Here is a 14010-nt window from a genome sequence, read left to right on the forward strand (position 1 = left end):
ATTATGATTTTTGCACTATCGTTTCGTTTGACTATTATATAATAATTTGTTTTAATAGAGATAGTAATACATTTTACATAACAAAGGAGAGTTGTTCTATGAAAAACTTTGAATATTTTGCCCCTACAAAAGTAATATTCGGGAAAGATACAGAAAACCAGGTGGGAGCTCTGGTGAAAGCGCAGAACTGCCAAAAGGTTCTGGTGCATTACGGCAGCGAGAGCGCCAAACGCTCCGGACTTCTGGATCGCATCTTCTCTTCTCTCGCGGACGCAGGGGTTGATTATGTCAGTCTGGGCGGCGTAGTTCCCAATCCCAGATTATCTAAAGTATATGAAGGTATTGAACTTTCTAAACAGGAGCATGTTGATTTTATTCTGGCTGTAGGGGGAGGAAGTGTCATAGACTCCTCGAAGGCCATCGCCTACGGAGTCGCTAATCCCGACACCGATGTATGGGAGTATTTTGCCAAGACGGCCCAGGCAAAGGCCTGTCTGCCCCTGGGATGTGTGCTTACCATTGCAGCGGCCGGAAGCGAGATGAGCAATTCCTGTGTCATCACAAAGGAGGACGGATGGATTAAAAGGGGCTACAACGATGACATCAGCCGCTGCCAGTTCGCTGTTATGAACCCCGAGCTTACCTATACCCTTCCTCCTTATCAGACAGCCAGCGGATGTACAGATATTTTGATGCACACCATGGAACGCTATTTTGTTCCATTTGACACAATGGAGCTCACAGACGGCATCAGCGAAGTCTTAATGCAGACTGTAATCTGCAATGCCAGAATCCTGATGCAGGATCCTGCCAACTATAACGCCCGTGCAGAAGTTATGTGGGCGGGAAGCCTTTCTCACAACGGCCTGACCGGATGTGCTACCCTGGGAGGCGACTGGTCCTGCCATCAGCTAGAGCACGAGCTTGGAGGCATGTTTGACGTAGCCCACGGAGCAGGACTGGCCGCTGTATGGGGCAGCTGGGCCCGCTATGTCTACAAAGAATGCCCGGAACGCTTTGCTCAGTTTGCCACGAATGTCTTCAATATCTCCTGTGACGGAAACGATTATGAGAAGACTGCCCTTGCAGGAATTGCTGCCATGGAAGACTTCTTCCGCTCCATTCAGATGCCCACGTCCATCCATGAACTTGGGATTGACGTAACCGATGAACAGATTGAAGAACTCGCATATAAATGCAGTTTCCAGGATAAAAGAACCATTGGGATGATGAAGGTGCTGAAGCGGGAAGATATGGTAAAAATTTATAAGATGGCAAGATAAATGATAGTTTTGTGTAATTGTTTTGTGTATGTAAAGTTCGAGATAAAATAGTCGGCCAGCGTAGCGTTGCAGACGGACGGATATAGAAGGGAGTACCGGGGGGACAGGGCCAGTCCAGGGGCCGGGGGATAGGGACAAGTCAGCTCGAGGCTCCGTTCCCCTAAGCTAAGTCCTACCAGCTGCTAATCTCGTCAGGAAAGCCTTCCTCGTTAATCAGCTGGTGGACTGGATCTTGGGCTCACTCCGCTTAACCTCCCTGACTTGTCCCTATCCCCCGGCCCCTGGACTGGCCCTGTCCCCCCGGTACTCCCTTCTATATCCTGGCAGAGACTCACTTCACATTCACGGAAAACGTGTGGGGAAGGTCGAATGTTGTACACTTTTCATATTATTCATCATTTATGATTGCTCGATGTTTTGGATAAACATCCAAACCTGTTACCGTTATCACCTCCATACTTTCTGGCTACATTACAGCTATATTCTATCTGACAATTTTACAGTCATATCCTATGTGAATAATATCATTCCCCTTCTGATAAATTTACCCCCTGGAACTTCCCTATACCCAGGTGAGAGGAATTCCGCGGCGGCGGGCGGGCTTGGTTGGGGGGAGGAAGGCTTAAGTTTCGCGGACGATTCCGCAGGAGTGAATAGAGAGTCTTAGGCAAAACCGGGATTCACGCTGGAGATTTTTTCGGCAGTCCAGGCCGAAAAAAAGTGAGCATGGGCAGAGAATGCATCTAAAGCATTCTTTGCACATACGAACGGTGCTCCGGCGGGGATTCCGGTTTTGTCTTAGACTCTCTTGGCGACGGAGGTGTCCCCGGAACTTAAGCCTCCCTCCCGTCCGAACCAGCCAGCCCGCTGCCGCGGGATTTCTCTCACCGTCCCCCCGCCACCCAAACCTGCCGTCATGAATCGCCTTGAGCCGATGTCCAAGTTACACTCCTAAATCCCAATTTTATTCGATCTGTCAATTTTACAGCTATCTCCTATGTGAAGGATACCATTCCCCATCTGAGCAATCTACCCCCTGGAACTCTCCCATACCCAGGTGAGAGGAATCCTGCGGCGGCGGGCGGGCTGGGTTGGCCGGGAGGGAGGCTTAAGGTCCGCGGACGATTCCGCAGGAGTGAATAGAGAGTCTTAGGCAAAACCGGGATTCACGCTGGAGATTTTTTCGGCAGTCCAGGCCGAAAAAAAGTGAGAATGGGCAGAGAATTCATCTAAAGCATTCTTTGCACATACGAACGGTGCTCCGGCGGGGATTCCGGTTTTGTCTTAGACTCTCTTCGCGACGGAGGTGTCCCCGGAACTTAAGCCTCCCTCCCGTCCGAACCAGTCAGTCCGCCGCCGCGGGATTCCTCTCACCGTCCCCCTGCCACTCACACCTTCCGACTGAAAAAGTCTCAACCTTAGGAAGTTAACTCCAAGTTTTCCCTATGCGCAAAAAAAGAAACGCCGTACCGCAGCCAGTTTCCCTCCTGCATTACAACGTCTCCGCATTTCCTCACATACCCCTACGATTGAACGGCAGACCGGTTTATAATCTTAGCCTCAGAACAGCTTTCCAATTCCCCTTTTTGGAAGGTAAAGGTCTGCTCCAGAGTTTCAGTCTCCCGGATATGGTCTAGACTATATGCAATATACTTCCCCTTGTAATTCTCTATTTCCTGTAAATCTTCCGAGTGATACCCAAGTACCAGATCTGCCCCTTCTTCAATCGCTGCATGTCCCAGTTCTCGCTGCTGCTCCTCTGTATTTTCCGCTCCCCAGTTAATACAGAGAATGACCAGCTGGGCATCCATGTTTCTTCCGGCCAGTATGTTCTTTTTTATTGCTTCCTGGCTTCCTGTTGTCCCATCTGCTGCATTGATCCCTGTGAATGCAATTTTTATTCCCCTCACCTCCTTTACAGTGACTCTGTCATAGCCAAAACTGGTGATACCTGATTTTGTAAGGTGATGCACCGTATCCAGGTATCCTTCCTCCCCGTAGCCTTTGCTGTGACTGTTCGCAAGATTCACTGCATTGATACCGCCCTTGTGTAGAAGTTCTACCTGTTTTGGAGATGCCTTCACGGCATTCTTACTTTCCTTTTCCAGGTCTTCTTCTGTCAGAACACTTTCCAAATTCGTGATAATAATTTCTCCCTTTTCGGAGGCAAGATTCAGATGTTTCAGCTCTGCAGCAGCTTCTTCTTCCAGGCTGCAGCTTGCGATAGCGCGAAGTTTAATGGTTTCTGTATACTCCGTTGCCGCTCCGACCGCTCCATCAGCTGTTTCTCCAGGCATACTGTTTACCCTGAGAAAATGAAAGAAAAAGCAAACCAGAGCTCCTGCCCCTGCGGCCAGGAACAGCTTTATCATTTTAACCGCAAAGGCCCTTCTCTGCTGCTGCCTGATTCTCGGATTACTATATTTTGATTTTCTAACCACTTCTTTCATCTGAAGTCACCCCGCCTGCCTTTTACCGGTCCGAAAGGGAATTCCGGCGTTTCTTGCTTTGACTCCCAAAGTATACCATTTTTAAATTAACATACTGTATTATATCTTTTACTTTTTGTCCACGTTTGTATAATATATTGATTACACAGCCTTTACACACGATTCCTATTTCTTTACAAAATTAAAAAGTATGTTGCAAAATCTCCTCAAAATGTTAAGAATTTATTGGAATAAGAAAATGGGGCAGTCCTGAAAACGTAAATTTTCAGGACTGCCCCTTATGAAATCCTATGTGTCCGGCACTTTTCGAGAGTCTCCTCCAAGCCTGCCCGATACTTTAATCAGAGGGTATCAAGCCTGCTGTAACCGTCAAATGCATATAACTGTGTTTGGTTTTCATCTCCGTGGGCCGAAATGATGTCCCCTACATATATGGTATGATCCCCTACATCAAAACAATTTGTTAAACGGCATTCTAAGCTTACCCTACTGTCAGCCACAAGTGCAGTATTTATTTCAGATGCCCGGAACATCTCTATCCCAAACTTGGAAACCTTGTCTACCACTGCTCCGGAACATCTGCCACAGTTCAATGCTGCTTCCTTTAAGTCTTTTCCCACAATATTGAGAGCAAATTCTTCACTTTCGCGGATCAGCCTTCCGCTGTATCCCCTGTTGCTTAAGCAGACGCCTAATTTGGGAGGATGGTTGCTTAAATATGTCCACCATGAAACTGCCATAATATTGGTTTTTCCGTCCTTCCCTGCAGCTGACAGGAGCGCAAAGGGAGACGGCGCAGTCATTTTCTGTGCCTGGTTTATTGTGATTTCTTTCATAAACGATTCTCCTCCACCGACAGAAACAATATATCCTGTCTTTTTCATGTGAGTGTTAAAATAATACAATGTTAATAATGATGGCGCAGCAATCGCTGCAATATTAGGATTCGGGACAGAACCCACGGCAGGGGAAGCTTGTTCCTGCCGTGGGTATTCTGCTATTTGTTCTCCATATAGCTTACAACTGCCTGAAGATTCTCACGGAAGCTGCCTTCCTTTACAAACGCCTTTTCAAAAAGTGCAGAACCCATTGTAAAAGTCCATGGACTGATCTTGAACATGGTATCTATCCGGGCAAAACTATTGATCGATCCGGCAATACAAATCTGTGCATCTACTGCCGCACAGAATTCATAGGCAAGTTTTTCTCCGTCAATTACATGGCGGTATGCAAGGATATCAAAACCTGTGATTCCCTTTTTAATCATTTCCTTTGCATCCTCAATGATCTCCTCATTGGTGCCCTCCAGAATGCTGGGGCTTCCGGAAACCTTGCCCACAAAGGGAAGGTACGTCATACCGTTTTCCTTCAAAAGCTTTGCAACGGAGTCGTAATAAACTGTCCCACACAGATAATCAAAACCACAGTCAATGGCTGTCCTTGCGCCATCCAGACAACTTTCCTCATCGTAAGTGACAACCTCCAAGAATGTGATCTTTCCCGCCTTTTTCATGGCATCTGCAAGCGCCTTCATCTGATCCTTGGGCAGACCCACATTTTTGAAGCCCCAGTATTTTACATTTAAATCCTTGCATTCCTCAAATACCTCCGCAGCATTTTTTACTGTTACATCATGGTGCGTCAGCATGATAATAATTTCTGGTTTCATAATGAATATTCTCCTTCATATAAACAATTATTTTTTCAATTACATTACTGATTAAAAAATAAAATTTTAAGTCTGTTTAATTTAAATAGATACAAATTTGATATCGGCAAATTTGCAGATAACTTTCAGCTGCTCCGCAAGATCTCCTTCCTTCACAACGATATGATGGTGGAATCCTTCAGAGATCATTTTGTCAACCACACACGCAGGACTCATGCTGTCGGAGCGAAGTTTCATTACCATTTTCTCGCCGGCATCTGCCCACTCCTCTCGGCTTACCGGAAGCGTACTGCCGGTTGCAGCAAACAACTGATATTTACCTTCAGCCCCCTGAAAGTCTGCAAAAGTTACTTTGTCCATCTGCTTTACCGGGACACCGACGAAAGAACCGGTCTCACCGGAAGGATTTACGACTACCTTATCCATGGATGCTGCCATAGAGGATGGACTGCTTCCCTCATGGCAGACCACCAGATAATTCTGCTCATTGTTGACCTCACCGGTCTCCCCTAAAACACAGGGCGCATTATCTGTCAAAAGATTCAGAATAAACTGAAGAACGGTATGGGCGATATCTCCTTCCGTATCAACAACGAACCCTTCATCTGCAAGCCAGGAAGCAACCTGATTCATAAGTCCGCCGTAACGTGGATAGCATTCCGCCGCAATCCCATCCAGGTTATACTCTTCTGCCAGAGACTTTGTGGCCATATACATTTTCGCTGACTGGAGCATAACTTCTTCGGAACACTTAATCTGCCCTGTCCTTGATTTCAGTTCCTCAAGTGTTCTGGCTGCATCAGCCTCTGAGATTTTTTCAGCCTCTCCCATAATGTCTTCCATCTCCAGATGGATAATCGTAGGTCCAAGCTTCTCAGAGAAATCCCATTCCTCCAGACTCATATCCTGAGGGCCTGCAACACGCCAGGTCTGCCTGGGTCCTGCCAATGCTACACGCATCGTTTTCAGTCTCCGGATTGCTGTGCCTGCAATTGCTACCTTCTTAATTTTTGATATCAACGATTCATCATCTGCCAGGCCATACACATACTCAAACTTTATACCCTGTGTTTTGAGAACTGAGGCAAAATTCTGTACACAGCCTATTGAGAATGTCTCCGGGTAAGGAACCGCCCAGAAAACAACCGGTACTTTCAATTCATGTATAAAAATATATTTAAGGGAATCCATGACCCAGGTGACATCCATGATTACAATAGCATCAATGTCTGCTTCTCTCATCTGATCACATACATGAAGCGCATCTCCTGCATTCCATACAGAGCGAAAGGCTGTCACCACCTCCATGCCTGCCTGTCCGAGAACCGTCGTTGCAGAAGCAATCAGTTCGTCATGGCGTTCTCCCCCACTTTCTATTGGGCTGCAAAGACCCACCAATCCTATTTTTGCTGTCTTCATTTTACTTCCTCACTTTTCTATTTATTGCGTTGGACCTCCCGCCCAAACAACTAAGGCAGGGATCGTTCCTATATTTGTTATTTCATGTGGCTCGCCTTCTTCAATCAGTAAAGCCTCGGCCTCTTCCAGTTCATAGAAACTGCCTGATTCGGGATTCCTTACTATCACATGACCTTTTGCTGCAAAAAAAACTTCGTGAGATACCGGATGGCCATGATCAACTCCACCTGTCTGACCCGGAAGCAGTTCCGACGTCCCGAACCACATTTTGTCTGTTCTCACATACTCCCGGCAGACCTCCAGCCCATCAAGGCTTACGTTTGCATTTGATTTTGTTATTTTTTGCACAAACTTCTCCTCTCTTTAAACGGTAGCATCAAAACACTCATTCAGATCATGAAACAGTTTATTATAAAGAGTGAATCCATAGTCATAAACTTGTCTGTTGACTGAATTGGGATAATACTCGTCCTTCACCTGCGCCATACTCTCTACTGCGTCCTCTATACTGTCAAATACTCCAACAGCTTTTCCGGCAAGAATCGCTGCACCCAAAGCGGCAGAGGCTTGGTCGGACTTCATAGTGGTCATTTTAATCCCTAAAATGTCACACTTAATCTGATTCCACACCTTGCTTTTTGAACCGCCGCCAAGGCTTCTAATCTCCTGTACCTCTATCCCCATGGAACCTAATGCTTCGATATTCCTGCGGATGATGTATCCGATTGATTCCATGATCGCACGGACAAAATGTGATTTTCCATGCTGTAAGGTGAAACCAAACCAGACCCCTTTTGCTTTTGCGTTCATGTCTGGTGCCATGGAGCCTGACAGATGAGGCAGCATCACAAGCCCGTCGGAACCAGGCGGCGCCAGATCCGCTTCTTTGCTCAGCAAATCATATGCATCCGTAGCTGTCATCGATTCTATATCCATCTCCTGCTGACAGAATTTATCCCTGAACCAACGAAGCGTCATGCCGCCGTTTGTAAATGTATGTATCATATAAGTGTCGGGCACAGCGAAATAGTGCAGCGGCATATTTCTGTCCGGATCGAACACCGGCTTTGAGACTGGTACACATATGGCCAGTGCCGCGCCAATATTTTCGGAAAACAATCCCTCTTTTACATTTCCAACTCCGATTGCGCCTGCCGCCTGATCCAGGCAGCCCGTACATACAGTCAAATTTTTGCAGAGGCCCAATTCATCGGCTGCCTCCGGCAAAATATTTGCCACAGCCTCACCCGATTCCCGAACTTCAGGAAGCTGGGATTCCCCGATTCCGATATAGTCAAGCACATCCTTCCAATATCTTTTATGGATAATATCCCAGTAGGTTGTGGAACATACAAGGGATCCTTCTGTTACCCATCTTCCAGTCAGCCGATAGATAAAATAATCCTCAATCAATGCAAATTTGGCCGTCTTGTCAAAGATTTCTTTTTCGTTGTTCTTTATCCAAAGTATTTTGGATGCGGGCCAGCAGGGTTCGAAGCTGACCTGCCCGGTCGTTCTGTAACAAAGTTCGTCTCCAAATGTTTCTTTGAGGGCGGCCGCCTCTTTTTCTGCACGGTTGTCCATCCAGACAATTGCCTTACGAAGGCAATTACCGCTTTCGTCTACGCAAAACAAGGTCTCTCCCTGTGCACTGATTGCCAATGCACAGCTATCAGTATCAGAAATCACATACTGTTTTCTGATTTCCTTTACCCCTTCCTTAAAAGCATTCCAATAGGTTTCTGCAGGAACCTCCACAAAGTTAACTCGTGGAGTATCAAGGGTATACTCTTGTGTTGACACTGCCAGCATCCTGCCTTCTGTATTAAAAAGAGCAATTTTTTCTGCCGTTGTCCCTATATCAAGACCAATTAAATACTGCATGGGTTCTCTCCTTTCCTTGATTTTCTTCTGCTGCCCGAACAGACAACAGTACCTTTTTATTTCCTTTTTTGAATATATTTATCCACATATTCGTTGGTTAACTTAATAAGCTCTTTCCGGCAGAGTAAAATGATCAGCACTGTAAACAGACACATCCACGCCATGAAAAAATCATTCAGTACATAGGCATTTTCCAATCCCCCGACACAGCCAAAATAGCAAAATACGAGAGCGATAAGCTTAAAGATTACCCTGCTTGTCTTTGTGTTGAAATAGGCCGCCAAAGTAGTTTCCCCGTTATAAACGTCCGTTATCATGGAAGAGAAACCAAACAGCAGCAATATCACTGCTACGAAGATAGCTGAGAGCTCATGACTGATGCCCAAACCGCTCGAGAAGGCCGCTGTTACAAGTGCAGAACCTGCATCACCTGTTTTCCATTCTCCCGTGCAAAGGATTACCAAAGCGGTAAAAGTACATACAATTATTGTATCAATGAATACTTCCGTAATAGCCCATATCCCTTGTTTTGCAGGATGTTCCGTATCCGCATTCGCATGAGTAAAGGGAGAAAGCCCCTGCCCTGCAGCACTGGAATATACCCCTCTAGCCATACCATTAGAAAATGCTGCAAATAAGGTTGCTCCGGCGAAGCCGCCCACGGCCGCCTGCCCGGTAAATGCCGATTTAAAGATCAATCCCAGGCTTCCCGGAATTGCTGTAATGTGAAAAGCTAAAACAAGTATACCTGCAGCAATATAAATAATTGTCATTACCGGAACACAGAGTTCGCAAAAACCACTGATTCGTTTCCAGCCGCCGAATGCCAGCAGAGCTGTTATAATCACGATAACAATTCCAATAATTACAGGCGACACCTCAAAAGCCGATGTTATTGCATCTGTAAATCCGTTCGTGTGAATCCCCAGACCTACACACATCGAAATCATACAGGAAAAGGCAAATGCGTGGGCTAACCAGTGCCATTTTTTCCCCAGACCGTTTTTTGCGATGATATTCATGCCGCTTACATAGTTTCCTGTCACCGAATCGGGATTCCTGTAACGCACAGCCAAAACAACCTCGGCGTATTTGATGATCATACCGAAAAGAGCAACCATCCACATCCAGAACACCGCGCCCGGTCCGCCGACTCCAATGGCTACTGCAACACCGACGATATTGCCGGTTCCAATTGTATTTGCTATGGAAGTGCATGCGGCACGCCAAGGAGAAGTTCCGGTTTCCCCGGATCCTTTATCTTTCAGATTTCCCAGGGTGTTCTTTATAATTTTGCCAAAATAACGAAATTGAAAGCCCTTCGTATAAAAGGTGATAATAATCGCAACTGCCGCGATCAATCCTGCTATAGGAATACCCCACATAAAATCACTAAATGTTCCCATAAAATCAAATATCTTTTTCATATTTCATCCCTCACATTCCATTCGGTAGTTTGTATCATCTGTGTACGCCTAATCTGCTTACCCCCATCAAAGCAAAGCCTTTACTTTCCTAATTAATCTGACTGAGTTTTCCCGCATTTTCCTATTAACGGTCATATCCCACGTTTTTCCTGTACCAATGCCCCATACATTCCGTCACAATCTTGCGCGCCGCAAACAAAGAAACCATAGATGAATCCAAGTTAGGAGCGACTTCCACTACATCCATCCCCATAATATTCAGATTTTTGAACAGATAATCCAAGATATTCAAAAGCTCACGTGAATCCATTCCGCCGAACTGAGGTGTTCCGGTTCCGGCTGCATATGCTGGATCCAGACAGTCGATATCAAGTGTGAGGTAAATATTTTTATGTTTTTTCATCTTTTCCACAATTTTTTCTGCGCTCTGCTTCCAACCCAGTTCCCGAATCTTTTTAGAAGAAATGACATTTACCTTATTTTCTTTTAAAAATTCCACCTCTACAGTGTCCATGCTTCGGATCCCAATAAAATATAGAGAATCAATCCCAGCTATATGTTCAAGTTCCAGCGCCCTTCGTTCTGTAGAGCCGTGTGAATATTTATTTCCATGCTGGTCATCATTCAAATCAAAATGAGCGTCCAGGTGAATGATTCCGAAATCCTCCCCCAGTCCCTGATCCACCCCTTTTTGAACCGGAATTGTCACAGAGTGATCACCGCCGATCATAATGAAAAATTTTCCTTTTTCTGCACATTCCCGGCTAATAGTCTCAGCCTCTTGAAAGAAACTCTCCTGACTTGTGCAGTCTACATTCCCCACGTCTACAACTTTAAGATCACCAAAATATTCCAGTTCCTCTGTAGTCGGATCAATTGTATAAGTAATATTACGCAGTTCGTCCGGCGCTGTACTTGCACCACCCCGGAAGGAAACTGCACCGTCATAAGGTATTCCGAAAATTACAACATCCGCGTCTTCCAGCTTCATTCCAGGTTTCTGTAATCCGGCCCATAATGAGGAGTTTTGAATCATTTCCTTTGTATTCATACTTTTGTACCTCCTATTTTTCAACATCCACAGACAATTTCTCGTACGGTATATAATGTCCGGTCAATATCACCTTCCGTGCAGTAGGGCGCCAGACCTAACCGAATCAGTCCGCCGCTCTCAGCCAATCCGATTGCTGCCACGGCTTCCACTGCATAGAAATCACCGTGCCATGAATTGATGCCCTTCGCACCAAGAGCCTCCGTCACCTTTTCAGGCGCATGTCCTTCCACTGTAAAGACCACAGTCGGTGTCCTAGGCTGTCCTTCCGCCGGTCCCCATACCTTCACGCCGGGGATTGCCCGCAGACCCATGCGCAGCTTCTTCGCCAGTGCACTTTCGTACTCATCAATTGCAAGCATACCTGCTACTACAGCTTTTCTGCGCCCTGTCAATGTCCCAAGCTGTTCGGCAAAACATTCTGTATACTGTTCGCCGATAGAAGCGATAAAATTGACTGCCTCGGTGATTCCCTTTAAAGACTCATACTGAGGGGTGCCCATATGGAATTTTCTGCTGCCTTCACTGATGTCATCGCACTTCGCATTATTAAAATCCAGACTGGCTATATGCTCCTTCTTCATATAAATAACTCCCATGTGGGGACCAAACCACTTATAAGGGGAGCAGAGCAGCACATCCGTGTCGATATCCTTCACGTCTATCGGAAAATGAGCTGAATAGTGGACAGCATCTACGACAGTAAAAGCGCCATATTCGTGTGCAAGCTTAATAAATTTTTTGACATCCGTCACTGTTCCCAGTGCATTGGAAGCCCAGTTTACCGCTACCACCCTCGTCTTATCGGAAAGCTTGGCCTTATAATCTTCAAAGTCCAGCTGCTGGGTTTCCGGATCCAGCCTGACTGTTTTTACCACACAGCCAAACCGTTCCAGGGATCTCCAGGGCGCACTGTTACACCTGTGGTCAATCTCCGTAACGATAAGTTCGTCACCTGGCTGAAAGTTTTTAGAAAGATTCATCGCCAAGTTAAAATTATTTTGTGTAGAGGAACAATTAAAACCAATTTCGTCCGGGTCACAGCCCAGTAAATCCGCTGCCGCTTCGCGTGCAGCATACTCGATACCACGCGCCATTCTGCCGGCTTTAAAATTTCCATCCTCGTTAGCATTATCATTGACCATATAGCCAAACATGCCATCCAGTACCCGCTGCGGAATCTGGGTTCCTCCGGGACCATCTAAATAGGCAATCGGGACACCGTCAATTTCCAGCTTGCATGCCGGGAACTGTTCACGAACAGCGTTTACATCAAATTTGAAATTCATAAATAATACCTCCTTTATTTTTTCTCTTTTTCAAATTTTCTAGCTTTATTATATGTTTTAGCAAATTGCATCTCAATGACCTGATTTTAAACAAAGTGCAAAAATTCTTTCTCCTTTTTGTATATATTACAATTTATAAAAACTGACCTCTCTGCCTTTTTCTGCCTGTCTTAAAAAACACAGGTAATTTTAAGGCCTCCAATACAAAACAAGCATATCCCGCAGAACTTCGTGTCTTTCAGTACACGATACCCTGCTGGATATGCTTGTTTTCTTTTTTCTTCCTTGCATCTTCAATTTTGCTTTTTGTATATTTTACTGTTTCATCTGAGTTGTTTTTGTATATTTTCTTAATCAAATAATTCCATATTCTCCCTAATAAAAGGAAGTGCATAAAAAATCTTCACCGCAGAAAATAATTCCACCTCAAAATTTCTGTCGCTAAAGTCCTTACCGAAGAGCTCACAGATTTTCTTAAGCCTGTATCTCACAGTATTAATATGAGCATTCATCCTCTCTGCTGTTTTTTTTAGGTTCCCGTTGGACGCCTCATAAGCCATCAGGGTCAGCCATAGGTCAGCATTCATTTTCCTGTCATATTCAAAAATAGGCTGATATGTCTTGTCCATATACCGTTCCATCTGTACTGCGCTCCGGGCCTGAAGCAAAATCTGATACCAGCCCAAACAATCATAAGAGCAAATCCTCTGACCGTAAGTCTGTGCATAAAAACAGGCAAAATAACTCTCCAGCAGCGCATCCCTGAAATCTCCCTTAAATCTATGAGTTTCGCTGACTCCTACAATGAACCGTTCCGGCTCCAGAGAAAGCTTTTTATACCAGCTCTCCGCTCTCTCTGTGCGCTCGTTTTTGCTCTGGTCAATCGTACGGATATAAAAAGCCCCGGACTTATAGCGGATAAGATTATCACTGCCCCATTTCTTTTTTCCTTTAATTAAGTTATTCAGGTTGTTTTCAGCAAGAAAATTCACAGGCTTAATATAGCAGATTTCATAAGAGTTTCCCATAGATGGATTCATCTTCAGCACCCTCTCCTTCACTTCCGCTTGGGTGAAGTGGTTATTTAGAATCTCCACAATATTTTTCTCCTGAAAGTTGCTGTCATTCAGCCTCTGTTTCAGATCATTAATTCCTATTATAATTTTCTCAAAATAGCATTGATGATCATCAATAATGAAAATCGGGAAATTATGTTGGTTTGCAAACCAGATGACGTCTCTCGAGATTTCAAGCTGGAAAACATTACGGATGGCAAGCCCGGCAGCCTTAACCCTGCATAGCCGCTTTACTGCGGGAAATATCAGGCTGGCATCCCCAGCTGCATACAGGAATGTTGTCAGGACAAATTCCCCATCCGACCAGCTTGCGTAAGAAGAGCCTTTCCTTGTAAACTCATAGTCTAAGATAGAAACCTTCTCTATTTCATTGTCTAACCCCTTCTCTCCCGCAATCAGCTTCATTCCGTTCATAACATCCAGATCCATGATATCCCGAAAACTGAACATTCTGTTTCCTCC

Annotated in this window: 11 protein-coding genes; 1 reads left to right on the top strand and 10 read right to left on the bottom strand. The window is 45.2% G+C overall.

Translation table 11 applies throughout. From position 1 onward, the window contains the following. Positions 1-98 precede the first annotated feature (98 nt). A complete protein-coding gene (locus tag ACGHCT_RS18750; RefSeq protein ID WP_072854753.1) occupies positions 99-1283 on the top strand; it encodes an iron-containing alcohol dehydrogenase in 1185 nt (394 codons plus the stop codon). Positions 1284-2806: 1523 nt separating this feature from the next. Here ACGHCT_RS18750 and ACGHCT_RS18755 read toward each other — a convergent pair. From ACGHCT_RS18755 to ACGHCT_RS18800, 10 genes are all read right to left on the bottom strand, one after another. Continuing rightward, positions 2807-3733, bottom strand: coding sequence for a CapA family protein (locus ACGHCT_RS18755; protein WP_390437210.1), 927 nt, complete (start codon positions 3731-3733; stop codon positions 2807-2809). 341 nt (positions 3734-4074) lie between these two features. Continuing rightward, a complete protein-coding gene (locus ACGHCT_RS18760; RefSeq protein ID WP_390437211.1) occupies positions 4075-4569 on the bottom strand; it encodes a flavin reductase family protein in 495 nt (164 codons plus the stop codon). Positions 4570-4730: 161 nt separating this feature from the next. After that, on the bottom strand, positions 4731-5402 hold the full coding sequence (locus ACGHCT_RS18765) for a hypothetical protein (RefSeq protein ID WP_390437212.1): 672 nt from the start codon (positions 5400-5402) through the stop codon (positions 4731-4733). 81 nt (positions 5403-5483) lie between these two features. Further along, positions 5484-6821, bottom strand: coding sequence for a hypothetical protein (locus ACGHCT_RS18770; protein WP_390437213.1), 1338 nt, complete (start codon positions 6819-6821; stop codon positions 5484-5486). Positions 6822-6842: 21 nt separating this feature from the next. Next, entirely contained in the window at positions 6843-7169 is a 327-nt protein-coding gene (locus ACGHCT_RS18775) for a cupin domain-containing protein (RefSeq protein ID WP_390437214.1), read from the bottom strand. 15 nt (positions 7170-7184) lie between these two features. Beyond that, positions 7185-8705, bottom strand: a complete 1521-nt coding sequence (locus ACGHCT_RS18780) for an FGGY-family carbohydrate kinase (RefSeq protein ID WP_390437215.1) — start codon at positions 8703-8705, stop codon at positions 7185-7187. 56 nt (positions 8706-8761) lie between these two features. Next, positions 8762-10132 carry an alanine/glycine:cation symporter family protein gene (locus ACGHCT_RS18785; RefSeq protein ID WP_390437216.1) on the bottom strand — a complete coding sequence of 457 codons (1371 nt, stop codon included), beginning with the start codon at positions 10130-10132 and terminating at the stop codon, positions 8762-8764. Between the two features lie 124 nt (positions 10133-10256). Next, positions 10257-11183 (bottom strand): agmatinase, encoded by a 927-nt coding sequence (gene speB, locus ACGHCT_RS18790; protein WP_390437217.1) that lies wholly within the window; start codon positions 11181-11183, stop codon positions 10257-10259. A gap of 20 nt (positions 11184-11203) precedes the next feature. Next, positions 11204-12472 carry a cysteine desulfurase-like protein gene (locus tag ACGHCT_RS18795; protein WP_390437218.1) on the bottom strand — a complete coding sequence of 423 codons (1269 nt, stop codon included), beginning with the start codon at positions 12470-12472 and terminating at the stop codon, positions 11204-11206. A gap of 350 nt (positions 12473-12822) precedes the next feature. Further along, complete coding sequence (locus tag ACGHCT_RS18800; protein ID WP_390437219.1) at positions 12823-13998, bottom strand: PucR family transcriptional regulator; 1176 nt, start codon at positions 13996-13998, stop codon at positions 12823-12825. Positions 13999-14010 lie beyond the last annotated feature (12 nt).

It is taken from the genome of Lactonifactor longoviformis (assembly GCF_042848515.1).
GTDB classification, from domain to species: domain Bacteria; phylum Bacillota; class Clostridia; order Lachnospirales; family Lachnospiraceae; genus Lactonifactor; species Lactonifactor longoviformis.